Raw genomic sequence first — 23428 nt, 5'->3', positions numbered from 1 at the left:
TGGCCTTGTGTCGAGCGGATCGCGGTGCACAGATTGGTCTTGCGCGACAGACACGACGGGCAGGAGCGGCACTCGGGCGTGTAGAGCGGGATGACGTGGTCGCCCTTCTTCACCGAGGTCACGCCCGGGCCGACGTCGACGACGATGCCGGCGCCTTCATGGCCGAGGATCGCAGGGAACAGGCCTTCCGGATCGGCGCCGGACAGGGTGAAATCGTCGGTGTGGCAGATGCCTGTGGCCTTGACCTCGATCAGCACTTCGCCGGCCCGCGGGCCTTCGAGCTGAACCGTCATGACCTCGAGCGGCTTGCCTGCCTGAACGGCAACGGCGGCGCGTACATCCATCTATTTTCTCCTTGGACTGAAATGACGTCGGGCCGCCAGAACGGCGGCCCTAAGTGGAATCGCAATAGGTTATCGAATGTTCTGTTGAACGCGATTGAGTTCCATCTCAAGAGCGGCAATCGCCTTGCCGGTCTGTTCGTGCAGCTTCTTGACGAGGGCGAGCTGCTCGCGCAGGCCGTCCTTCTCGTCGATTGCGTCGGCATCCGGCGCGCGGCCGAGCCCGGCGATCAGCCAGGCCGGGGTGACGCCGAGTACGCCTGCAAGCATGAACAGCCGGTTTGTGCGGGGTTCGGCCCGATCCCGTTCCCAGGCCGCGATGGTCTCCGTGCGCACGCCGAGTTGATCGGCCAGTTCCTTGGCGCTGAGATTTGCGGCGTCGCGCGCCCTCCAGATGCGTCCTCCCAGCGTATCACCGTCGCTGGTGTCGCGCAGGCGGGCAATCATCGTTTCGGTGGACAAGCGCATGGACATCTCCTTTGCCACGGTCACGTTCAAAGGTCCCGAACCATGGGGGCCGACGGCCGACCTTTAGATCCGGGGCGGAAGATTGTCCTGAGCTTATAGGCATTTGGGCGGCGAGGGACACCCCGAAGCGCCAAAAACACCGTCAATTGCGGCTAGGGCGCGGATAGTTCCTTGCCCGTCGCATCTTCGGCCGTTGAAAACAACGCGTAGGCTCTAATGTGCGGCGGCCACAGGAGCTTGCCCCATGACAGACGCCCGAACTGCGACCACCGACCACACCGACACGGTGATGCAGGGCGTCGCCATCATGCTCTTTGCCATGGTCATCCTGCCGGGCATGGACGTGATTGCGAAATACATGGCCGTCTATGAGGGCATGTCGCCGGGGCAGGTGACCTTTTACCGCTTCTTCTTCCAACTGGTGGCGACGCTACCGATGCTGCTTGGCGCCGGTGGCCTGCGGGCGCTGAGGCCAAAGCGGCCCTGGGCCAATCTGCTGCGCGGTGTACTGCTGGCGACCGCGGCCTTGTTCTTCTTCATATCGGTGAAGTACATGCCGCTTGCCGACACCTTCGCCATCTATTTCGTCGAGCCCTTCATCCTGACCTGTCTTTCGGCGGTGTTCCTCAAGGAAAGAGTGGGCTGGCGGCGCTGGCTCGCCATTGTCGTCGGTTTCGGTGGAGCGATGATCGTCATCCAGCCGAGCTTTGCCGCTTTCGGCCTAACCGCGCTGTTGCCGGTTGCCTGCGCCTTCGTCTTTGCCTGCTACCTGCTCCTCAACCGTGCTGTCGGTACCGGCGACTCGCCGCTAACGATGCAGACAATTGCCGGCATCGGCGGCACATTGACGATGGCGCTGGTGATCCTGATCGGCAACGGCATGGGCAGCGCCGATTTCGTGCCGTCGCTGCCGAAGTCGCCGCTTGGCTGGATGCTCGTGATCGTGCTTGGCGCGCTGTCCGGCTACGGCCATCTGCTGGTGGTCAAGGCGTTCCGGGCGGCACCCGTCTCGCTGCTCGCACCGTTTCATTATTTCGAGATCGTCACGGCGACGGCGCTCGGTTATCTCATCTTCGGAGACTTTCCGTCGCTCTCCAAATGGCTTGGTATCGCCATCATCGTTGGCTCGGGCCTCTTCATCATCTGGCGTGAGGGGCAGGCTGGACGTCGAACGGCAAGTTGAACGGGCTTACGGCGCGTCGTTCCGCGTCGGACCGAACACGGTCTCGAAGGCCTCGCGCAAGCGGATGTCCACGTCCGGCATCATTACGGGCAGGCCGAGATCGACGAGGCTGGTGACGCCATAACCGCGAATGCCGCAGGGCACGATGCCGCCGAAATGGTCGAGATCCGGGTCGACGTTGAGCGCAAAGCCATGGAAACTCACCCATTTGCGCAGGCGGATGCCGATCGCGGCGATCTTGTCTTCCGACATGGAGCCGTCGGGCAGGGCAGGCTTTTCCGGGCGCCGCACCCAGACACCGACCCGGTCTTCACGCCGCTCGCCCCGAACGTTCATCGAATCGAGCGTGGAGATGACGACGCTTTCGAGTGCCGCGACGAAAGCGCGTACGTCCTGCTTCCTGCGCTTGAGGTCGAGCATGACGTAAACGACGCGCTGGCCCGGGCCGTGATAGGTGTATTCGCCGCCGCGGCCGGTGGCAAAGACCGGAAAACGGTCGGGCATGACGAGATCGGCGGCGTCGGCACTGGTGCCGGCCGTATAGAGCGGCGGATGCTCAACGAGCCAGACCAGTTCATCTGCGGTGCCGGCGGCAATCGCCGCGGCTTCCTGCTCCATCAGCTCGACGGCCTGCGGATAATCGACCAGTTCGGAGGCAATCCGCCAGCGAACCGGGGGTGATTCCGGAGGGGAAAACATGTCCTGGCTCAGATTTTCACGCTGCATTCGCTCGGCATTCCTGTTTTTTGGAGCCTGTACATGGGATGGCGCGAGGCAAGAGTCCAGCGTTTCCGGGGCTCCTTGGGCGGGCTGTTGAAATAGTTTCATTTCCCGTCAAAATTCTGTCGTGATCCCCTTGTGCCCCCCAGGGGCTTTTGCTACATGCAGCCCCGTCGACGCAAGTCGGCCCTACCACGATGCGGTCGTGGCGGAATTGGTAGACGCGCAGCGTTGAGGTCGCTGTGGGGCAACCCGTGGAAGTTCGAGTCTTCTCGACCGCACCAAAAAAACCCGGCTTCGGCCGGGTTTTTTGTTTTTAATCCTGGTGTTAGCCAATTAGGCCTTCTGCCCGGGCGCAACCGGCGCATCCCTTTGTCTTCCAGTCCATATCATGCGTTCGAATAGGGGTGGCGGCCGTCGCTGATCTTGCGCGCGAATGCCGAACGAATTGCCGACGATCCCGTCGTGGCGAGAGCGAGCCTCGAAAGGCGTCGGGGGAGGTTCGTTCGCTGGTCTGAAATGCGCGCGCTGAACGCCGTCTTTTCGTGCCGCTCTGTGAATGCCCTCCCGTCCGTCGCCATCGTTTAATTTGTCCACAGCCATCCCTTGTGCACTCAAGGGGCTTTTGCTACATGCAGCCGCGCCGACGCAAGTCGGCCCTACCATGATGCGGTCGTGGCGGAATTGGTAGACGCGCAGCGTTGAGGTCGCTGTGGGGCAACCCGTGGAAGTTCGAGTCTTCTCGACCGCACCAAATACCCGGCTTCGGCCGGGTTTTTTGTTTCAAATCCATGTTTAGCTTCCCCGTTCTGGCGCACCCTGATCGGCGGCATCGTGATGCCTTCTGGCAATCCGAGTCTCGCTCGTTTCGCGCTGGGTTGGCCGACGGCACTCTTTTTCCACAGCCGTTAGAAAATGGCTTGGGCCGCCCTTTGATGTTAAGATTTGCGCGGCGGTTCAACGTGAAGGGTGGCACGACCGCCACGCGTGTCGAAGCCTTGGCTGTGCGGGAGGTTCCTTTGTCCGGCGATCTCAAGACTGCTGCCGATGCAATCCTCAATGCCGCGGTCGCTTCCGCCGATGGCGTGCCAGGCGTTGTCGCAATCGCCACGGATCGCCATGGCAATTTTTACGCGGGCGCCACCGGAAAGCGCTCTTTGGCTGGCGCGACGGATATGACCATCGACAGCGTCTTTGCGATCTTCTCGATGACGAAGGCGATCACGGCGACGGCCTGCCTGCAATTGGTCGAGGAGGGCAAGCTCGATCTCGACGCTCCCGCCAGGCAATACGCGCCCGAAATCGGCACGCTGCAGGTGATCGAGGGGTTTGACCTCGCGGGGAATCCGAAACTCCGCCCGCCCAAACGGGACATCACCACGCGCATGCTGCTCCTGCACACGGCCGGTTTTGGCTACGATTTTTTCAACGAGACCTATGCCCGGTTGGCGCGGCAACATGGACAGCCGAGCGTGATCACCGCGTCCCATGCATCCATCCGGACGCCTTTGCTCTTCGACCCCGGCGACGACTGGGAATATGGGAGCAGCCTGGACTGGGCCGGGCAGGTCGTGGAGGGCATCACCGGCAAGCGGCTTGGCGCTGTGATGGCGGAACGCATCCTCCAGCCGCTTGGCATGGAGGACACCGGTTTTGCAATGACCGCATCCATGACATCCCGCGTGGTTACCTTGCACCAAAGGGACGACGCCGGACGTTTGTCGCCGTTGCCTGATTTCAGGCTCCCGCAGGACCCGGAGGTCCAGATGGGCGGGCACGGTCTCTATTCGACGGCCGTCGACTACGCCAAATTTATCCGCATGTGGCTCAACGATGGGATGTCGCCCGGCGGTCGGCTGCTAAAGACGGAAACGGTCGAAATGGCGGCAAGGAACGGCCTCGGAGAAAGGAAGATCAAGAGGCTCCCGGGGGTAATAAGAAGCCTGTCGCACGACGCCGAATTTTTCCCCGGCATACCGAAGTCCTGGGGGATAAGCTTCATGATCAACGATGAAGCAGCACCGACGGGGCGGCCAGCCGGTGCGTTAGCCTGGGCGGGGCTTGCGAACCTCTACTACTGGATAGATCGCCAAAACGGTCTCGGTGGCCTGTGGGCGACACAGATACTGCCCTTTGCCGATCCCGTTTCGTTCGGGAGCTATCTCGATTTCGAAACGGCGGTGTACGCGGCTCGAAATACATAGCGGCGACGGGCGACAGAGGTCGCTGCGCCCGTACGCCCTGATCCGTGTCAGTTGTTGCCGGCAGGTCCGCTCTGGTCCATGCGGCGGCGGACGAGCTTGTAGGTGCGGTCGGGCTGAACTTCGTAGGTCTCGTAGACCATCTGGCCTTCATACATGAAGCGGTTCTGGATCATGGCGCCCGGTGCGGCCTGTGTCTTCCTGTTGGCCGCGTTCTCGCCATAGGTCAGGCTCTGGGGCAGGGGCTCGAGATCTTGCTGGGCGCTGTTGCAGCCGGCGAGCGCGAGGAGGCCGATGAGGGCGAGATAGGTCGGTTTCATGGTTCGGTCCTTGGTGACTATGACGTGATGTTGCGAGCAGGGAATCGGTGCGCTAGCCGCGCGCCTGCTCCCTGGTCAGCTTTTCGAACTTCTTGATGGCGCGGTCGCGCTTCAGGCGCGAGAGCCGTTGTGTCCAGAAGATGCCGTCGAGCTGGTCGATTTCGTGCTGCAGGCAGGTGGCCATGAAGCCGTCGGCTTCCTCGTCGATCGTCTCGCCGCCAAACGTCTGGTAGCGGACGCGAACGGCGCGGGGGCGCTCGACCTCTTCAAGGATGCCCGGCATCGAGACGCTGCCTTCCGTATGGGTCGCCTTCTCGTCGCTACACCAGATGACCTCCGGATTGACGAAGGTCCTGGCGCCGCTTTCGCGATCGAGCTCGATCACCGTCAAGCGCTCCAGGATGCCGATATGCGGCGCGGTGATACCGACGCCGGGGGCGTCCCGCATCGTGTCGAGAAGGTCCGCGGCCAGCGCCTCTAATGCCGCGTCGAAGCGGGTGATCGTCTCCGCCTTCCGCGTCAGCAGCGGGTTGGGAAAGCGGACAATGGGGCGAATGGCCATCAGATCTTCCTTGGCGGCGCCAAATGGGTGTTGCGCCTCCGATATCTCGACTGAAGTGCTAGCCGATCGCGCAGTCGATGTCGACTGTGTCGAGAAGCAGCCGGTTTTTCATGTATTTGCAACAGCTTGAATAAATCTGTTGTTGCGGCGCGCCCGGTGGTATCTGTGCTGTGGACCTCGGCAGGGCTTTGCGCTAGCAGGCTGTAAGGCCAGAATTCCCGCCCATGGCGGCGGATGAGGGTGAGGCAAACGTCAGTGGACGCATTCTTTCCGGCTCGCGAGGCGGACGGCCGGGAAGCAGCAAATCGTTTCGAGGGCGCGCATGAGCAATACTGGCGACGAAGACCGCGGCTCAGAAGACGTCAAGGCCTTTGACGGCTCGGACATTTATGCCGACGACGGTTCTATCCGCTCTGATTTTCTCATGCATGTCGGCGCGGCAATCGCCGACCGCGATACGATCTATCTGCGCCAGCACGTTGCCGGCCTGCACTCGTCGGAAATGGGTGACCTGCTCGAGGCGATCCAGCCCGATCAGCGCCTGGCGCTGGTTTCGCTGCTCGGCAAGGAATTCGACCTTTCGGCACTGACGGAGGTCGACGAAGCGATCCGTCTCGATATCGTCGAGCACATGCCGAACGAACAGATCGCCGAGGCCATCGGCGAGATGGATTCGGACGATGCGGTCTACATTCTGGAAGACCTGGACCAGGAAGACCAGGACGAGATCCTGGCGAAGCTGCCGTTTACCGAACGGGTTCGCCTGCGCCGCTCGCTGGATTACCCCGAAAGCACGGCCGGCCGGCGCATGCAGACCGAGTTCGTGGCGGTGCCGCCATTCTGGACCGTCGGCCAGACGATCGACTATATGCGCGAAGACGAGGACCTGCCGGAGAGTTTCACGCAGATCTTCGTGATCGACCCGACCTTCAAGCTGCTCGGCGCCATGGACCTCGACCGCATCCTCCGAACCAAGCGTTCGGTCAAGGTCGATGCGATCATGCACGATACGAGCCATGCCATTCCGGCCGAGATGGACCAGGAAGAGGCGGCCCAGCTATTCGAGCAATACGACCTTCTTTCTGCGGCCGTCGTCGATGACAATGGCAGGCTTGTGGGCGTGCTCACCATCGATGACGTCGTCGACGTCATTCAGGAAGAAGCCGAGGAAGACTTGCTGCGCCTGAGCGGCGTCGGCGACGAAGAACTCTCGGACTCCGTCGGGGAGGCATCGCGCTCGCGCGTGCCCTGGCTGTTCATCAATTCGATGACCGCCTGCATCTCCGCTTCGGTCATCGGCCTCTTCGACGCGACGATCCAGCAGATCGTGGCTCTCGCCATCCTGATGCCGATCGTTGCGGGCATGGGCGGCAATGCCGGTTCGCAGACGATGACCGTTACCGTGCGCGCGCTCGCAACACGGGGTCTCGACATTCACAACGCGCCGCGCATCATCCGACGTGAAGCCGGCGTTGGACTGCTCAACGGCATGATCTTCGGCACGCTGATCGGGCTTCTTGCCGGTCTCTGGTTTCAGGACCCGAACATCGGCGGCATCATCGCAACTGCGATGCTGATCAACATGATGGCTGCGGCCCTTGGCGGCATCCTCGTGCCGCTCTGCCTCGATCGCTTCGGCGCCGACCCGGCGGTCTCTTCCGCCGTCTTCGTGACGGCCATTACCGATATCACCGGCTTCTTCAGCTTTCTCGGCATCGCCACTTGGTGGTTCCATGTCACGTAACGTGGCGCGTTGTTTGACTTTTACGTCAAGGTCAACGATAGTGCATGCCCAGGAACACATGGAATGGCAGCGTGGATAAATACTATAGCATCACCGAATTGACGCGGGAATTCGGCATTTCCACGCGAACGCTGCGTTTCTATGAGGACGAGGGCCTCATCCATCCGGAGCGCCGTGGTCGCACGCGCCTGTTCCGGCCGGCCGACCGGCGGCTCATTCAGGAGATTCTGCGAGGGCGCCGCATCGGCTTCACCATCGCCGAGATCCGTGAAATCATTCAGGTCTACAAGGACCCTCCCGGCGAGCTCGGCCAGCTTCAGCTGCTGATGTCGCGCGTCGAGGAAAAGCGCGAAGAGCTGCGCCAGAAGCGCAAGGACATCGACGATACGCTGACGGAACTCGACAATGTCGAGGAAGCGTGCCTGACGCGTTTGGCCGAAATCGGCGTCGGCACCTGAAGGGTCGCTGGTTTATGTCTGGAATTTTCGAAGGGTAGCGTTCGCGCTGCCCTTTTTGCTGCGTGTATCCCTGCCGGCGCTCAGATCCAACGGCTGGTATGCCGGCAGTAGCGCTCGAATTCGAAACCGAAGCGCGACAGCAGGTGCCGCTCTTCATTGCGGATGGCAAAGAGTGTGGTCAGCATCACGGCTGCAATCGCCATGATGAAGAACCACGGATTGAGCGTCGCCAGCCCAAAGCCGATCATCATCAAGGTGTAGCCGAGATAGATCGGATTGCGCGTGAAGCGGAACGGACCGTAGGTGACCAGGCATGTGGCTGATCGGTAGGGCATGACCGCCGTATGCCGATCGAGCAGCGTTTTGACGGCCCAGAGGGCCAGCCAGATCGCAACGATAATCAGGGCGCCGCCGCTGATCCAGGGAAACCAGCCGTGGCCATGTGCCACCGGAATGGGAAAATGTCGCGCCAGTAGAAGCGCCGCAAGAGTGGCGACCCCGTAGAGAAGGGCCGGCCATGGGAAGTTCAGCGGCTTGGCACGATAGGCATTCATGTCCTAGTCCCCTGATTGCACGTTCATTGTGCATTGCTGCGCGATTCGCGCAATGCGTTCATCGCTGCTGACGTTGATCTCTCCCCTGTTCAGGCTGTCGAACAGGTTCTGTTCCACCAGACGGTCGAGGGTACAGCCGCAGAAGCTGTCGCACGGCACGGCAGGATTTCCCTGGTTGCAGGCCGCAACGCAATTGCTGCGGTAGGCTTCCTTGGGATCCGGCAGTGTCGGCGGAGAGATCAGCGAGAAGAGATAGACCAGTCCGATGAGCACGGGCTGGTGAATGAGGTATATGGCCAGACTGTGACGGCTGCCGAAGACGAGGGGCGTCATCCACAGCCGCCCCTTGCCATCTGTGGAGGGCCGGCTTGCAAGCGCGGATACCAGCCGCGCGTGGAAGAGCTTGGCGGCACCAAGGCCGAGCAGAAACGGCCCGAGCCACGGCAACAGCGGCACGTAGTCGTTGGACCGTGGCAGCGTCTCGGACAGACCGACCCACCAAAGCCAGGGCGCATCGAAGATCGGCGAGCGCAGATAGAAGGGTGCCGCGATGGCCGCGGCGGCTGCGGCGAAGGAAACGACGGCAGGAAGCCTGAGGAATATCAGGCCGATCAGGCTTGCCGCGGCGATCGCATGCAGGATGCCGAAGAAGATGAAGGTGTCCGGGAAGGCAAAATAGGTGGCAATCGTGATCAACGCTGCGGCGCCGGCGATCTTGGCGAAACGGCGCAGGAACGCGTTGATGCGGATCGTCGGCCATTGTCCGAGCACGAGGCTGTAGCCGGCAAGAAACAGGAAGCTGCTGGCAATCAGCCGCGCAAAAATCTTCCAGCCGCCGGTGCCGGCCGTGCCTGCTGCGACATAGCCGAAGAACTCGAGGTCCCAGACGAAGTGATAGGTCGCCATGGCAAGCAGCGCCACGCCGCGCGCGACATCGATGAAGGCGAGGCGCCTGCCTGTCGGTTTCGCTGGGGTCTCTGCTGCCGGTGCGGTCACATGGATATCGGACATGGGCATTCGCCATCCTGTTGGCGTGAAGAAGAGTGGCAGGCCTGGCTTGCGCCAGGCACGCGTCCTTGATTGCTGACGGAACGCCGCGGCTGCGATCCGCAGCCGTCCGGCGCGCCGGTTGCGCGGATTGTCAGGGTGTTGCGTCCTTGAGGAGCGCGGAACGCGCCTCCGAGAAGAACTGTCTGCGGGTCAAGACGAAGATGACGAAGACGGTGAGCGCCACGAACACATAGGGGCTGATGAACCAGCCGAGATAGCCGATCGAAAGAAAGATCGCCCGGAGACCGGCGTTGAAGTGCTTGGCGGCAAGCACGTTCATGCGGATCGCCCGTTCGGCCGCCTTCTCCGCCGCATGTCGATCCCGCTGCATGTCGGCGGTCATCGGGATGCCACCCATCAGGATCGAGCAATAGTTGAACAGCCGGTAGGACCAGCCGAACTTGAAGAAGGAGTAGCCGAAGAGGCAGGTGAGGCCGCCGACCTTCAGCTCGAACGCCGTGCGCCCGCCATGGAAGACATAGGGCATGTCGGCAAAGATCATCTGCGCCTGTTCGGTAGCGCCGAGCAGTGCGAAGCAGCCGCCGAGCGCGAAGATGGTCGTTGAAGCGAAGAAAGCGGTGCCGGCCTGGAGCCCCGCGATGATCTGCGTATCGATCATCTTCAGGTCGCGGTTGAGCGAATTGCGGATCCAGCGGCCGCGATGCTCGTTCATGAGGCGCGTAAGACTCACGCGTTTGAAGCCGCGCGTGCCATCGGTCGCCCAGCTGAAACCCGCCCAAAGCAGGATAAACACGACAAGCGCTATGTAATCTTCGAAGGTCATACACGTGTTTTTGGCATGGCTTTTGGAAATTGCAAGGTGGCCGGGGCGGTGTCGGAATCCGCGACGCGTCAACTACTGTGATGAAATTGCGGCGGAATTTCTTCCCGGCCGTACCGACCATTTGTGCGGTTTTCACCAGGATCCTGTGTTCGGTCGCACGGGCTTGACACCTTTCCGCCACATTCCCCCATTGCGCATTTACGCTTTCTTCAATATGCATGGCCCCAGACGCGGGCGCCCACTGTGCTGCCCGCGGCCGTTGAGAGTGTTTTCGGAGACATCATGGACAATACAATTCAGAAGTCTTGCTGGGGCGTAACTGCACGCGCCGTGGCTGGTTTCGCTGGCGTTCTTGTTCTTGCTTATCTTTTCGGCGGCCTTTGATATCTAGTATCTAGAAAAGTCCACTGATTGACGGCGCGGCTTCCCAAAAGCCGCGCCGTTTTTGATTCCAGGCAACCAGTGGCGCTACCCGGAGCCCTTGCGGGAGGTCAATGTCGCACGGACGGGATCGAATGTCGGTTGACCGCCTGACGGCCTGCTATGGGATCGCTTAGGCTTCGTTCCTATATCTGCTTGCGGATCTCCTTAAATCGGCACCGATCAAGGCGTAAAATCCACCAGCAAATAAGAGGGTATCACGCCGGTTCGCATAGACTTCGAAGCGTGGTATCGAGGCAATCGTGAATGCGGTGCCGGGCGATCATGCCCGTGCGTCGCGGGTCAGTCTCCGGGGCAGGCAGCTTATGTTTCTTTCCGTCTTCGACGTGTTCAAGATTGGTATCGGGCCTTCGAGCTCGCATACGATGGGGCCGATGTCGGCCGCCAATCGCTTTCTCGATCTCATCCTTTCCGACGACTGGCCACGTCCGTCCCATGCCTCCGTTGCGGCGATCAAGGTGAGCCTGCACGGTTCGCTCGCCCACACCGGCATCGGCCACGGAACGGGCAGGGCGGTGATCCTCGGACTCGTTGGCGAACGCCCGGATCTCGTCGATCCGGATCGCATGGATGCCCTCATCGATGAGGTCGAACGCACGGGCCGCATTACACCGCCGGGCCATCCGTCCTACGAATTCCAGCCGAAGACCGATCTGGTTTTCGACAAGAAGGTGCCGTTGCCCGGCCATGCCAACGGCATGTCGTTTTCTGCCTTCGACCGCGACGGCCGCCTGCTGTTGAAGCGGATCTACTATTCGATCGGCGGCGGCTTCGTCGTGACCGACACGGAACTTGAGGCCATGCGCGCCTCGAAGAACAAGGCGACGGGCGTCAAGGTGCCGTTCCCGTTCTCCTCGGCCCAGGAAATGCTGGACATGTCTGCGCGCTCAGGCTTGACGATTGCGCAGATGAAGCGGGCGAACGAAGAGGCGGCGATGTCGCCGGACGAGCTGAACGCCGGGCTCGACCGCATCTGGGGCGCCATGAGCAATTGCATCGACCGGGGCTTGAGCCAGGACGGCATCATGCCCGGCGGCTTGAAGGTTCGCCGCCGCGCCCGCTCGATCCACGACAAGCTGCAGGAGGAGTGGCGTTCCAACAAGGCCAATCCTCTGCTCGCCAACGATTGGCTGAGCGTCTACGCAATGGCGGTCAACGAGGAAAATGCCGCCGGCGGCCGCGTCGTCACTTCGCCCACCAACGGTGCCGCAGGCGTGGTGCCGGCGACGATCCGCTATTACATGCATTTCCATGACGACGCCGACCAGGAAGGCATTCGCGACTATCTGCTGACGGCTGCCGCGATCGGCGGCATCATCAAGCACAACGCCTCGATTTCCGGCGCTGAGGTCGGCTGTCAGGGCGAGGTCGGCTCGGCGTCCGCGATGGCGGCGGCGGGCCTTGCTGCCGTTATGGGCGGTACCCCCGAGCAGATCGAAAATGCGGCCGAGATTGCACTCGAACATCACCTCGGTATGACCTGCGATCCTGTGGCCGGCCTCGTGCAGGTGCCCTGCATCGAGCGCAATGCGCTTGGAGCGGTCAAGGCGGTGACGGCCGCTTCTCTGGCGCTCAAAGGTGACGGCAAGCATTTCGTGCCGCTCGACGCCTGCATCGAGACGATGCGGCAGACGGGCGTCGACATGAACGAGAAGTACAAGGAAACATCGACCGGCGGTCTTGCGGTCAACGTTGTCGAATGTTGAGGCTTGCAAGCCTCTCGAAGCCCAGACGCCGGTGTATCGACCGGACGTATTGCGGTGATTGTGGATGAACGACGTCTGGCCGCTTGACCGCAACGGCCGGACGGGTGTTCAAAAAAAGCCATGTCTCTACATCTCATAAAGCTCTGCGTCGGAGCGGAATCGATCGAGGACCTGCGCGAATGGGTTTCGCGCAAGGCGATGGCGGCCATGGCCGCCGGCCTCGAGCCGCACTCGTTCCACACGACGCGCATGGTGCCCAAGCGCGTGGAGGAACTGCTGGAAGGCGGCTCGCTCTACTGGGTGATCAAGGGCAGCGTGCAGGCGCGCCAGCCGCTCATCGGCATCGAGACCTTTACCGACGGCGAAGGTATCGGCCGTTGTAATCTGCTGCTGGGTCCGGAAGTGATCGAAACCGAACTGCAGCCGCGTCGCGCGTTTCAGGGATGGCGTTACCTGACCGACAAGGACGCCCCGCGCGACCTGGCGTCGCTATCGGGCGGCGGCTCCGAGATGCCGCTCGAACTGCGGCGCGAACTGGCCGAACTCGGGCTTCTCTAGAAGTCATATGCCGCGGGCATTTTGCTGAGCTCTTGGCAATCGAGCGGCAACCAACGCGTCCTTGAAGGTGTCGCCTGCTTTCGCACTCTTCTGCGCGCGCGAAACGGCCCTACCGAGGCCGCACCATCATCCAGCCAGAAAGCAAAAAGGCGGCCGTGGCCGCCTTTCGAACTGTGAATGTTCAGGTGATCCGCATCTTCAGCGGATGGCGCCGGTTTGGCGCCGTCACGTGAAGGTGGATGCCGGCGCGCGGCTGGGTCGAGCGCCAGGCTCGAGCTCCGTGCGTCAAAAGCATGCCGACGAGATCGCGTGTCTTGGCCTTCGATCGATTGAGGCCGAGATCGGCGATGCGCATGGCCGCCTCGTGCAGGGGGTGCAGATTGATGCGCGACGGTTTAGCCCGTCGCCCCGGCAGCGGGGTGACACCCGGAACGTTCTCGTTCATTGCCATGTTTAACCTCGTTACGCTGTACAAATCCGAGGAAGGCGGCCGGAAAACAAACACATCCGGCCGCCAAATTTCGTCGCTACTGCTGGCTGGCCCAGCAGGAGATGCCTTTCTTCTTCAAGGCCTTGCAGGCGTTGACTGCCGAATTCTGGTCATCGAAGCCGCCGAAGCGGGCGCGGTAGACCTGGCCGAAGGCGACGGTGAACGGCTGCGCGTTGCGCAGTGCCTTGCCACCCTTGTCCTTGGCGTTGCCGAGCAGCGTCATGGCCTGATCCTTGTCCGGAGTGGCACCGATCTGGATCACCCAGCCCTGCGGCTGCGCCGGCATCGGCTCGGCCTTTGCGACTTCAGCAGGCTCTGCCTTGGCAACAGGTTCTGCCTTCTTCGGCACGGAATTGGTGATCTGGGTGTCGACCATCGCTGCGGTCGCAGGCTGGCGAAGCTTCAGGCTCTGCGCGTCGAGCGTGTTAGGAACGATTTTCGGAGAAAGGATAGGGTTGTCCGATGCACGCTTGTTGCCGGCATAGGCCATCTGCACGCTGCTGGCGCTTTCGCCGTTGTAGCGGAAATCCGGAACGGGACCGGTGTTGGGCAAGTCATGGCCAGTGGCGACGGCTGCGACGACCGGCGTCTCGGCAACGGGCGCTGCGGCTGCAACCTGGGTCTCTTCGGCCGGAACGGGGGTCGGCTTCGTCTCGGCAATCAGGTTGCCGTTGCCGCGACGCGATGCGTCCGGCATGTACTTCGCAACCAGGCGGCGCATCTGTGCATCGCGGCTGGCGCCCGAGGTGCCGCCCATGACGACGGCGACGATGCTGCGGCCGTCGAGTTGGGCCGAGGTCACGAGGTTGAAGCCGGAAGCACGCGTGTAGCCGGTCTTGATGCCGTCGACGCCGCGCACATTGCCGAGTAGGCGGTTGTGGTTGCCGATGGTCTGCTTGCCGAAGCGGAAGCTGCGCGTGGAGAAGTAGTCGTAATATTGCGGGAAATGCTGACGAAGCGCGAGGCCGAGGCGGGCCTGGTCGCGTGCGGTCGTGCGCTGTTCCGGATTGGGCAGGCCGTTGGCGTTGCGGTACGTCGTGCGCGTCATGCCGAGCGCGCGCGCCTTGTTCGTCATCATGCGGGCGAAGCGTTGCTCGGAACCGCCGAGATACTCGCCAAGTGCCGTGGAGGCATCGTTGGCCGACCGTGTAACGAGCGAAAGGATCGCCTGTTCGACGGTGATCGACTGGCCGGCGCGCACGCCGAGCTTCGACGGAGGTTCCGCGGACGCATTTTTCGAGAAGGGAATCTGCGTGGACTTGCTGATCCGACCGGCTTCGAGCGCCTCGAAGGTGAGGTAGAGCGTCATCATCTTGGTGAGAGACGCCGGATAGCGCAGTTCGTCGGCATCCTCGCCATAGAGGATCTTGCCGGTCTTGGCATCGACGACGATGCCCGAATATTTGGGATTGGCGTAGGTCGACGCCGCAAAGCCGGGCAACACAAAGGCGACCGAGGCAATGGTGCCTGCCAGGACGACCCGCTTTACCATCTTTGAAAGAGCGCCGAACGGGCGCTTCGCGAGATCAAAAAAACCGGTTTGGGACACTACGCTGCTCTTTATTCTCATGTCATGGGGTTGTCCGGACGCCGCCTCCGGGAACGACCGTTCTCGAGACAGTATCGGCATAGCGTTACCAATCGGTTTATGATGAATGATTGGTTTCCGGAATCGGACGCATTCGTACAAAGACAATTCCGGTGTAGCGCAATGATGCGGTGCCTGCCTGCACCACATCAGTTGGACGAAATCAGGGCACGATTCGGCTTTTGATGAAAGCTGTAATCGCGTTGTCGATTTCCTTCCATTGCGGCAACAGTTTATTGGCGAAGCGGTAGAGCACGACGAGGTCCTTGCCGGCATGAATGTCGCGCTGGCAGTCGGCGCTGGTCGATATGGTTTGCGCATCGGATTTCAGACAGCGCATCACGTAGGGCGCCTGGCCTGTCCGCTCCGCAGTATAAAAGACTTCGCCTGCGTAGCTGGAGGCAGCTTTGGTCGCATGTAAAAGCAGTCCGTTCGGCCCGGGGGATGGAGTGCCGTCGAAGACCTGCTTGTAGATCGGCTCCACCCGACCCGACATGTCGCGGGACATCGTGCTTTGCGAAATCTGCAGGAAGATCAGATTTTCAGGCGCGTCGACGTCGTTGAAGAGGTCGCGATTTTCGTCGCTGTAACCTTCAAGGCCGGGCCATGTCAGGTAGACATCGACACGCCCGACGATCGAGGTGGCACGTTGGGCCTCGAAGCGGATCATGTTCGCCGGCAGCCGCAGATGATCCTGTCCGATGAAGATATCGTAGGGCTCCCTGCTGGCGGTGTGACCGGCCAGCGCCAGGTTTTCGCCGAACCATCTTCCCGCGAACGCGATTGCCGCCGTCAGGGCTGCGAGCACAACAACGACCGCCGTCACCCGGTAGATGAAGCGGGCCGACAGCAGCGGCCGGAGTTCCGGTTCGTCTATCCCGTTTGGAGCGTTGCTCATGGTGGCCGTCCCGTCGCGTTGGCCGCGCCCAAGTCGAGTGTCGAGCCCTTGGTTGGCGGCGGACCGAAGTGTGGCGGACGCCGCTTGCCCGACGCTGGTCGAAGACGGTTAACTTTCGATGAATGCCCTATGCCTGCGTGCGTCCGGGGAGACAAGGCCGCATAAAAAACGGCCGGTTCCGAGGGACACGGAACCGGCCGAGGCTCGGTCTGGACGGGGAAAATGGACTGACCGAGGCCCGTTGGGAGACGTCCGCCGGGTGGCGGCTCGCCTGTGTTTCAGATCTTACTGTGTGCGAACGCTACCGACGGCAACGGTGCGGCCGTCCTGAAGCTTGACCCAGCGGCCGGAATGCTCGGTCGATTGGCGCTTGAGGTAGGTGTATTCGGTATCCGACCACAGCAGCACCTTGTTGCGCATGTTGTCGAGGATGAAGTCGCCGCGGTCGGTGCGAACGGTGAGGACGGCATGGCCGTCGCCATTCGGCTGCAGCACGACGGTGATCAGCAGGTCGGATGCGGAGAAGCCGTTTTCGATCAGCTTGCGGCGCTTCAGGAGGACGTAGTCTTCACAATCGCCGACGGTTTCCGGATAGGACCACTTCTCTTCGACGCCATGGATTTCCATGTCGGTCATCGGAGTGATCGCCTGGTTGACGTCGTAGTTGATCTCGAGAATTTTCTGCCAGCCTTCGCGGGTCAGCACCATCGGGCCGCCATCCTTGCCGTTGGAGGTGCACTCCGACGCATAGATCTTGCAGAACTCGTAGTGGCCGATCGGCGGGTTGGTGGAGCCGGTCACGACCATGTTGGCCGGAAGCGCCTGAGCCGTGCCGAAAAGGCCGCCGGTGAAAAGGACCGCAACCGCGATCAGCTTGGTGATTGTCTTGAGCATGATTGTCTCCCCGTTATGGTTCGACAATGGCACAGACGTTTTTATCGCTCGCGAACTTGCGAGCTAAAAACAAGTACAAATGAAAGTCGTATAAGAATAAAACAAGAATAGAATTTTATTTGTATTTGAATCGAATTTGAATCAAATTTTATCGATTTTAGCTCCGCCCGCTGGTGGAGACGTAATTTGTTAAGCATTTAACCCGCTGTATTTGCTTGGTTATGCGGGAAAAGAGCGACTGGGCGGTGCAAAAACTGCGGCGCGGCCACGGCAGGAGATGCGTCTTTGCAGCGTCTCTACTTGACACTTCAGGAGAGTTTTGACTTGAAATATGCGTTTTCGCTTGAATTCCACCGGAAAAATATTTGCGGACGACGAGAGCATTTTGATCGCGGCGCCGGACTTGTCTCGAAATGATCCAGGCGCGGATGCGGCGCGCTTCTGCTCGCGAAAACCGCTCCGGTTGCCACCGATCATCGTGTGTCTTCGGGCTCGGGGACGTAGGGCCTAAGCGAGCACGCCTTTAGCGCGTTCTCTCGGGCGTAGCCGAGCGGAGCGATGTGGGAGCGGGGGTTCTTTGCCGCACAAAAGAAGCACGAAGACGGTTTTATGTCTGAAGGACAGTTCGGGAGATGGTCGGGCTAGGAGCGTTGCTCAATGCAAGGCGGGTAGCCGAAGGACGGCGCAGGCGCGCCGTTAGAGGAATTCGGTCAGTGCCTCACGGGACTGGATGCCCAAGAACTCGATGGCGCAGCCTTCCTGGAAGTGACGGACGATCCGGCCCTTCATATTTCCCAGGAGGATGGCGGTTCCGATCGGTGGGCGGTTCTCGATGTCGACGGCAGCACCGGACAGCGAAAGGTCGATGATGCGGCACGGGAACTTCTCGCCCGTGTCGAGCGTCAATTCGGTTACCGTTTTGCGCGGCGCAAGGCGATCGTGGCGGCGGTCTTCGGGCAGGCCGAGCTCATGCTTGTTGGCGATCCAGGTGAGTTGGGCCGCGAGCTTCTCGCGCTTGCGCTCGGTCGCGTTGAGCTGGATGACGAAAGCGCCATCGGCGATGCGAGACACCGTGCCTTCGAGGCGACCGACGTGATCGACATAGGCGATGATGCGTTCGCCCGCGCGCGGCTGGGCCGGCGAGGAAAGCAGGACGTCGCCGGGCGACATGTCGATGGCGGTGCACTCGAACTCGTCATGATTGGCAAGCATCAGCCGCCCCGCCAGATTCACGGAAACGCGCTGGAACGCACCTTCGTGGTGCGGTTTCGGAGCGGTATTCTGTGCGTGCTGAAACGAGAACATGATGACTCTGTGGCGACATAGCTTGGCTGGCGGAGCTTAGCCTTTTCAAGTTAATAGAAGGTTCGTCCTCCGGTTGGTCCCTGACATCATCTCGGGACAGTCGGCGCGATCAATCGCGGCGCCCGCCCTCGAGGATGCGGAGATGCCCGAACTGGCGGAATTCGCGCGAAAATGCGCCGGCGGCAGGCGATTTCGCAAAGGCATCGCTCTGTCGCTCGGTTTCCTCGTCGCGAAACACAGCAGTCCGATCAGGGTCGAGAACCTTCATGCCCGTCGCATCGAGACATTCGATTGAGGTTGCATGCAACCAATACGGGCGGGAAAGAGGTGAGAGGGCGCCAAGGACCCGGTCACTTTCTCCTTTGCTGGAGGCAAGCGGCAAAAGCAGGGTTTCGATATCGACTTCCCGCGCGTCGGCGGTACGGCCCTTGGCCGAAAGCACGAGCGGCACACGGTGCGTCATGACCTGGCCGGTGATGCGCTGCGTTTTCGCCGCCTGGCTGCCGAGCCAGAGCATGCCGAATTGCCGCCCGCGCAGCTCCTGCCCAAAGAGGGCGCACACCTGGGTTCCCGCCAGGCGAAACGAGATGCCGGCATTGCGGTCGCGCTCGAGAATGAACAGGTTCGGCAGCAGCGTTTTGATGTCGGAAGGTTCAAGCTCGTCGCGGCGCGGAAGCTCGCGTTTCCCGCGAATGGTGTTCCAGTATCGGAAAAGCTCCGTCGTCGTATTGCTGCGCATCGCTTCTTTCATTCCATTCCTGCGGCCCGTTGTGTCCCGGTTCGAGACATCTTCGGCCATGCATTTCGGTTCTGAGGATTAAGGAGCGAAAATCGTGCCAGCCGGAAATTAAGGTTAACAAACGGTTTCCGTTGCAGTGCGCCGCCGCAACTGGCAGGGGAGGACATCACTTTACGAAGCGTTGTCTTCGGCACTTGAACTGGAGCTCGGATCTGAGCTTGGCGACCGTTCAGTTTTTGCTGGACGGTCTTTTTTTGTTTGCTTATGGCTGGTCGCCCCAACTCCAGTCCTAATTCCGGTGATGCCATGCCATCGCCGCGATCGCACAGGAATGTGTGGGCCGCATTGAGAGGAGAACACAGCAACCATGGAACGAGATCAGACGGCGACGCCACCGGAAGCAGAGCGCGACAGCGCCGCGAGCCCGGCGCGCGAGCCGGCCTTCAATCTGCCGGCGGGGCTGACCATCATCCTGCTGTTTCTGATCGCAATCCATGTTCTGCGAACCTACGTGCTGCCGCCGGCGATCGATCAGGAGATCATCTTCAACTTCGCCTTTCTCCCGGCCCGCTACGATCACCCATTGGCCGAGCAGGGGCTTGCCTGGCTGTGGAGCCCCGTCACCTATTCCTTCCTGCATGGAAGCTGGGAGCATCTGATCTTCAACATCTTCTGGATGGTGGCCTTCGGTGCGCCGGTCGTGCGACGGATCGGCATGGGGCGTCTCGCCGTGTTCTGGTGCCTGTCGGCGGCGGCCGCAGTCGCGCTGCATACGGCGTTTCACTGGGGGGAAATGATCGTCGTCGTCGGCGCTTCCGGCGTGGTGTCCGGATTCATGGGGGCTGCCGCGCGCTTCGTCTTCTCGCCGAGCGGACGCATCAGCCGGCAGTTTGCCCATCTCAATCGTCGGCTCGACGTCGGTGAGGCTCTGGCCAACCGCTCGGTCGTGGTCTTTGCCGGTATCTGGTTCCTGACCAATTTCCTGATCGGCCTTGGCATGTTTACCCCCGGCGGAGCGGGCAGCGTCGCCTGGGAAGCGCATATCGGCGGCTTCCTCTTCGGCTTTCTGCTCTTCAGCCTTTTCGATCCGCGTGACTGACGGAGCGAAAGATCGGCGGACGGCGCTTGTGAGCGCTTGATTTCCCCAGGGCGCTGGCGCACCATTTGTTACGGTCGCCCGTGATCGAAAGACTGGGCGACCCGTGTAGGCCGGGTATCGAATGCCATCCGCGTCTGAGGAGCACGCGAGACGGCTTTCGCAAGCGGCCAGGGTACAGGTTCCATCGCCCGACCGTACCGCACGTGAGATGGCTGGACCTATCCCTGCCGACCCGGTGTTGTCGCAACGGGAGATGTGCGCATGTCAGTAAAAGCCATACTCGATGAAAAGGGCCGGAATGTCGTAACGGTCGGCCCTCAAATGACAGTCCAACAGGCTGCCATCCTCTTGCGTGACAATCATATCGGTGCGGTCGTCATCCTCGACGCGGACGATCAGATCGCAGGCATCCTCACTGAGCGCGACATCGTCGCAGCGATTGCCAAGCAGGGTTCGACCTGTCTCGAAAGGCCGGTGGCAGCGGTCATGTGGCAGAATGTCTATTGCTGCACCGAGGACATGTCGGTTCAGACCCTGATGGAAATGATGAGCAAGCTCCGGGCCCGTCACCTGCCGGTCGAAAGGAACGGCCAGCTTGCCGGCATCGTCTCGATCGGTGACGTGATCAAGCATCACATCCGCGCCATCGAGCACGAGACCGAACAGATCAAGGCCTATATCGCCGGCTGAGAGAAAAGGGCGGCATTGCGCCGCCCTCTTAATCCCCCTGGGAGCCGCGAAGCACCCGTGTGTTCAGGGTACACCTTGGGCGACCGGTAACGTGCGCCGCTGCGTATCGCGGCTTTCATGCCGCGCACGCTCCGTCAGCGAACGAGCACTTCCTGCATGCGGCGAATTTCAACCAGCCTCGCCTTTGCCTCGTGGTAGCCGCGATCGATGGCCTCGCCCGCGCGGTGGAATTCCGAAAGACCTATGTCGTTGAGTTTCGGGTGCAGCGCCAGGTCCGGCGGGTCGCCGGCAAGCCGGGCGCGGGAAATCCGGTCCTGGATGATGTTGAAAGCCTGGACCATGACGCTGGTCATGCCGAGGCGCGACTGGTGCGGCGCTTCCTTGGCGGGCGCATCCAAGGATTCAGCACCGGCGCTGTGTTTGACGACGGCCGAGCGGCCATAGAGATCGTAGTTGAGGTTCACCGCGACGACGAGTTGCTGCTCATGGGCGCGACACACCGAAACCGGAACCGGATTGACGAGCGCGCCATCGATCAGCAAGCGTCCATTCGCCTTGATCGGCTCGAAGATGCCGGGCAGGGCGTAGGAAGCCCGGATCGCGGTGATCAGCGATCCCTTTTCAAGCCACACCTCGTGGCCGCTGTGAACTTCCGTTGCAACGGCAATGAACGGCCTGTCGAGGCCTTCGATGCTGAGGCCTTCCAGATGCTCCTGCATGCGCTTGGTGAGCCGCAGGCCGCCGAAAAGGCCGCCGCCGCCGATGGCGAAATCGAGCAGGCCGGCGATCCGGCGTACGGTGAGGGAGCGGGCGAAGGCTTCGAGTTCGTCGAGCTTGCCGGCAAGATAGCAGCCACCGACGAGCGCGCCGATCGAGGTGCCGGCGATCATGCCGACTTCGATGCCTTCTTCGTCGAGCGCGCGCAGCACGCCGATATGGGCCCAGCCGCGCGCGGCACCGCCGCCAAGCGCGATTGCGATCTTCGGTTTTTGCGGAGGTGGCGCCGGTTCAGGTGGCGTTGTCGAAATCGATGTTCCGTCCGGTCCGGACAGATCCGTAATCTGATTGTTACGCGTAAACGTCCAATTCAACATCCGGCACCTCCAACACCGCCGAATACTCCGCAGCGCGACACGTCGATGAGAATGCGCGAAGGTCGCTGTGGCAATTCATCGCTGACTAAACTTCCAGGGGTCGGGATTGATCCTGGAGAGAGGCAATTTCATGCGCGCGTCCTGGGGAGGCTCCGCCAAGCCGGCGCCGGTGCTGGCCTTGTCCGCTTCATTGCTGAAAGACTGGCACCTTTGTCTAAGGTATATCACCGATCCCACCGACGATTGCGGCACGACCGATAAACATTGGATACAGTTTGCAATACAGTTTGGAACGAGATCGTTCCGATTGCGCCGCATCCCTGCTTAAGGATTAGGCGCCCGGTTGGTTTCCAAAATATAAATATAGCATGCACCCGCGCCAAAAAGATGCGCGATGCTTAATTTTTATCATAGATCTCGGCGGGGTCGAAATGCCTGTGGTCGTCGGTGATTTTGACCGAGGCCTTGCCGTCTTCGGTGCCGACGGTGCGGTAGAAACAGGAGCGGCGGCCGGTATGGCAGGTCGCGTCGTGGCCGGCGACGGAAACCTTCAGCCAGATCGCATCCTGGTCGCAATCGGTGCGGATTTCCTTGACCGCCTGCAGGTTCCCGGAGCTTTCGCCCTTCTTCCAGAGGCTCTTGCGCGAGCGGCTGTAGTAGTGGGCCACGCCGGTCTCGATCGTCAGGGCCAGGGCCTCCGCGTTCATGTGGGCGACCATCAGCAACTCGCCGTCCCTGACGTCGGTGACGACGGCGGTGATCAGCCCCTTTTCATCAAAACGGGGAGTGAAGGCCGGACCGGTTTCCAGTTCGGCCTTGTCTGAGGAGGGAGCGTCGAAGGTGAGCGTCATGGAAAGGCTCCGTCTGTCGGAGCCTTACTTGAAGCCCCTGATCATCGTCATGAACCGCGCCTGCTCGGCCGGTTCCGTCTGGAAGGTACCCGTAAATGTGGTCGTCAGCGTTGTCGAGCCTTGCTTCTGCACGCCGCGCATCGCCATGCACATATGCTCGGCTTCGATCATCACGGCAACGCCGCGCGGGGCGAGCGATTCGTCGATCGCCCTGGCGATCTGCGCCGTCATCGATTCCTGCGTCTGCAGGCGGCGGCCGTAAATATCGACCACGCGGGCGATCTTCGACAGGCCGAGCACGCGCCCGTTCGGCAGGTAGGCGACATGCGCCTTGCCGATGATAGGCACCATGTGGTGCTCGCAATGCGAATAGAACGGGATGTCCTTGACGAGCACCATATCGTCGTAGCCGGCAACCTCCTCGAAGGTGCGGCCAAGCACGTCTTCGGCAGCCAGATCATAACCGCTGAAAAGCTCGCGGTAGGACTTGGCCACGCGCGCGGGCGTATCCAAAAGTCCCTCGCGCTGCGGGTCTTCGCCAGCCCAGCGCAAAAGAACGCGCACCGCTTCCTCGGCCTCCTTCTGGGTGGGGCGGCCGCTCGCATCGTCGAGCACAGGAAAATTCTTCACTATGGCATCCATAATGGCCTCTTTTAGCAATACGGGATTGCTTGACGTTTTATCTTTCGG

At 61.3% G+C, this 23428-nt stretch carries 25 protein-coding genes and 2 tRNA genes; 10 read left to right on the top strand and 17 right to left on the bottom strand.

The genetic code is table 11. The annotated features are described in order from the left end of the window. Positions 1–344: alcohol dehydrogenase catalytic domain-containing protein (locus BLU15_RS13050; RefSeq protein WP_176960286.1), on the bottom strand; the 344-nt coding region annotated here is incomplete at its 3' end. A 69-nt stretch (positions 345–413) separates the two neighbouring features. Continuing rightward, the gene (locus BLU15_RS13045; protein ID WP_034804375.1) at positions 414–809 is read right to left on the bottom strand and encodes a helix-turn-helix domain-containing protein; all 396 of its coding nucleotides are present in this window, start codon (positions 807–809) and stop codon (positions 414–416) included. A gap of 244 nt (positions 810–1053) precedes the next feature. Here BLU15_RS13045 and BLU15_RS13040 point away from each other — a divergent pair, with 244 nt between their 5' ends. After that, the gene (locus BLU15_RS13040; protein WP_244546741.1) at positions 1054–1992 is read left to right on the top strand and encodes a DMT family transporter; all 939 of its coding nucleotides are present in this window, start codon (positions 1054–1056) and stop codon (positions 1990–1992) included. Positions 1993–1998: 6 nt separating this feature from the next. On the opposite strand, the gene lipB is transcribed toward BLU15_RS13040, so the two are convergent. Further along, positions 1999–2718, bottom strand: coding sequence for a lipoyl(octanoyl) transferase LipB (gene lipB / locus BLU15_RS13035; RefSeq protein ID WP_090295775.1), 720 nt, complete (start codon positions 2716–2718; stop codon positions 1999–2001). 193 nt (positions 2719–2911) lie between these two features. On the opposite strand from lipB, the gene BLU15_RS13030 reads away from it, so the two are divergent. From BLU15_RS13030 to BLU15_RS13020, 3 genes are all read left to right on the top strand, one after another. Then, positions 2912–2996 (top strand) — tRNA-Leu (locus tag BLU15_RS13030). Positions 2997–3381: 385 nt separating this feature from the next. Beyond that, a tRNA-Leu gene (locus tag BLU15_RS13025) sits at positions 3382–3466 on the top strand. Positions 3467–3731: 265 nt separating this feature from the next. Further along, positions 3732–4916, top strand: a complete 1185-nt coding sequence (locus tag BLU15_RS13020; RefSeq protein ID WP_090295812.1) for a methyl acetate hydrolase AcmB — start codon at positions 3732–3734, stop codon at positions 4914–4916. A gap of 47 nt (positions 4917–4963) precedes the next feature. On the opposite strand, the gene BLU15_RS13015 is transcribed toward BLU15_RS13020, so the two are convergent. Then, entirely contained in the window at positions 4964–5233 is a 270-nt protein-coding gene (locus BLU15_RS13015) for a hypothetical protein (RefSeq protein WP_060607338.1), read from the bottom strand. 52 nt (positions 5234–5285) lie between these two features. Further along, the gene (locus tag BLU15_RS13010) at positions 5286–5795 is read right to left on the bottom strand and encodes a peptide deformylase (RefSeq protein ID WP_090295772.1); all 510 of its coding nucleotides are present in this window, start codon (positions 5793–5795) and stop codon (positions 5286–5288) included. A 322-nt stretch (positions 5796–6117) separates the two neighbouring features. On the opposite strand from BLU15_RS13010, the gene mgtE reads away from it, so the two are divergent. Together mgtE and BLU15_RS13000 are read left to right on the top strand one after the other, a co-directional pair. Next, positions 6118–7539 carry a magnesium transporter gene (gene mgtE, locus BLU15_RS13005; protein WP_043624851.1) on the top strand — a complete coding sequence of 474 codons (1422 nt, stop codon included), beginning with the start codon at positions 6118–6120 and terminating at the stop codon, positions 7537–7539. Between the two features lie 71 nt (positions 7540–7610). After that, entirely contained in the window at positions 7611–7997 is a 387-nt protein-coding gene (locus BLU15_RS13000; protein ID WP_089044566.1) for a MerR family transcriptional regulator, read from the top strand. Positions 7998–8077: 80 nt separating this feature from the next. Here BLU15_RS13000 and BLU15_RS12995 read toward each other — a convergent pair whose 3' ends face one another. The 3 genes from BLU15_RS12995 to BLU15_RS12985 form a co-directional block, all read right to left on the bottom strand. Beyond that, a complete protein-coding gene (locus BLU15_RS12995; RefSeq protein WP_034796004.1) occupies positions 8078–8551 on the bottom strand; it encodes a methyltransferase family protein in 474 nt (157 codons plus the stop codon). 3 nt (positions 8552–8554) lie between these two features. Then, entirely contained in the window at positions 8555–9562 is a 1008-nt protein-coding gene (locus tag BLU15_RS12990) for a heparan-alpha-glucosaminide N-acetyltransferase (protein ID WP_060517381.1), read from the bottom strand. A 130-nt stretch (positions 9563–9692) separates the two neighbouring features. Further along, complete coding sequence (locus BLU15_RS12985) at positions 9693–10385, bottom strand: DUF599 domain-containing protein (RefSeq protein WP_034795992.1); 693 nt, start codon at positions 10383–10385, stop codon at positions 9693–9695. A gap of 746 nt (positions 10386–11131) precedes the next feature. On the opposite strand from BLU15_RS12985, the gene BLU15_RS12980 reads away from it, so the two are divergent. Then, entirely contained in the window at positions 11132–12532 is a 1401-nt protein-coding gene (locus BLU15_RS12980; RefSeq protein WP_090295770.1) for an L-serine ammonia-lyase, read from the top strand. Between the two features lie 120 nt (positions 12533–12652). Beyond that, positions 12653–13090 carry a DUF1489 family protein gene (locus BLU15_RS12975; RefSeq protein WP_034795986.1) on the top strand — a complete coding sequence of 146 codons (438 nt, stop codon included), beginning with the start codon at positions 12653–12655 and terminating at the stop codon, positions 13088–13090. Between the two features lie 181 nt (positions 13091–13271). Here BLU15_RS12975 and BLU15_RS12970 read toward each other — a convergent pair whose 3' ends face one another. The 6 genes from BLU15_RS12970 to BLU15_RS12945 all read right to left on the bottom strand — a co-directional run bounded on the left by BLU15_RS12970 (position 13272) and on the right by BLU15_RS12945 (position 19016). Then, complete coding sequence (locus BLU15_RS12970; protein WP_034795983.1) at positions 13272–13541, bottom strand: hypothetical protein; 270 nt, start codon at positions 13539–13541, stop codon at positions 13272–13274. Positions 13542–13617: 76 nt separating this feature from the next. Continuing rightward, a complete protein-coding gene (locus BLU15_RS12965; protein ID WP_090295768.1) occupies positions 13618–15150 on the bottom strand; it encodes an SPOR domain-containing protein in 1533 nt (510 codons plus the stop codon). Between the two features lie 181 nt (positions 15151–15331). Next, positions 15332–16066, bottom strand: a complete 735-nt coding sequence (locus BLU15_RS12960) for a hypothetical protein (protein ID WP_090295766.1) — start codon at positions 16064–16066, stop codon at positions 15332–15334. Between the two features lie 285 nt (positions 16067–16351). Next, a complete protein-coding gene (locus BLU15_RS12955; RefSeq protein ID WP_034795974.1) occupies positions 16352–16960 on the bottom strand; it encodes a transglutaminase-like cysteine peptidase in 609 nt (202 codons plus the stop codon). 696 nt (positions 16961–17656) lie between these two features. After that, positions 17657–18265 (bottom strand): PilZ domain-containing protein, encoded by a 609-nt coding sequence (locus BLU15_RS12950; RefSeq protein WP_060607360.1) that lies wholly within the window; start codon positions 18263–18265, stop codon positions 17657–17659. Positions 18266–18374: 109 nt separating this feature from the next. Then, the gene (locus tag BLU15_RS12945; protein WP_244546740.1) at positions 18375–19016 is read right to left on the bottom strand and encodes a PAS domain-containing protein; all 642 of its coding nucleotides are present in this window, start codon (positions 19014–19016) and stop codon (positions 18375–18377) included. A 355-nt stretch (positions 19017–19371) separates the two neighbouring features. Here BLU15_RS12945 and BLU15_RS12940 point away from each other — a divergent pair, with 355 nt between their 5' ends. Beyond that, positions 19372–20103, top strand: a complete 732-nt coding sequence (locus BLU15_RS12940; RefSeq protein WP_089044571.1) for a rhomboid family intramembrane serine protease — start codon at positions 19372–19374, stop codon at positions 20101–20103. Between the two features lie 261 nt (positions 20104–20364). Continuing rightward, entirely contained in the window at positions 20365–20793 is a 429-nt protein-coding gene (locus BLU15_RS12935; protein ID WP_034795965.1) for a CBS domain-containing protein, read from the top strand. 134 nt (positions 20794–20927) lie between these two features. Here BLU15_RS12935 and BLU15_RS12930 read toward each other — a convergent pair whose 3' ends face one another. From BLU15_RS12930 to folE, 3 genes are all read right to left on the bottom strand, one after another. After that, complete coding sequence (locus BLU15_RS12930) at positions 20928–21887, bottom strand: patatin-like phospholipase family protein (protein ID WP_034795962.1); 960 nt, start codon at positions 21885–21887, stop codon at positions 20928–20930. A gap of 398 nt (positions 21888–22285) precedes the next feature. Continuing rightward, a complete protein-coding gene (hisI, locus tag BLU15_RS12925; protein WP_034795960.1) occupies positions 22286–22738 on the bottom strand; it encodes a phosphoribosyl-AMP cyclohydrolase in 453 nt (150 codons plus the stop codon). Between the two features lie 24 nt (positions 22739–22762). After that, on the bottom strand, positions 22763–23380 hold the full coding sequence (gene folE / locus BLU15_RS12920) for a GTP cyclohydrolase I FolE (protein WP_034795957.1): 618 nt from the start codon (positions 23378–23380) through the stop codon (positions 22763–22765). Between the last annotated feature and the right edge of the window lie 48 nt (positions 23381–23428).

This window comes from Ensifer sp. YR511, from assembly GCF_900103045.1.
Classification (GTDB): domain Bacteria; phylum Pseudomonadota; class Alphaproteobacteria; order Rhizobiales; family Rhizobiaceae; genus Ensifer; species Ensifer adhaerens.
This window is presented reverse-complemented; position numbering and strand designations above follow the sequence as displayed.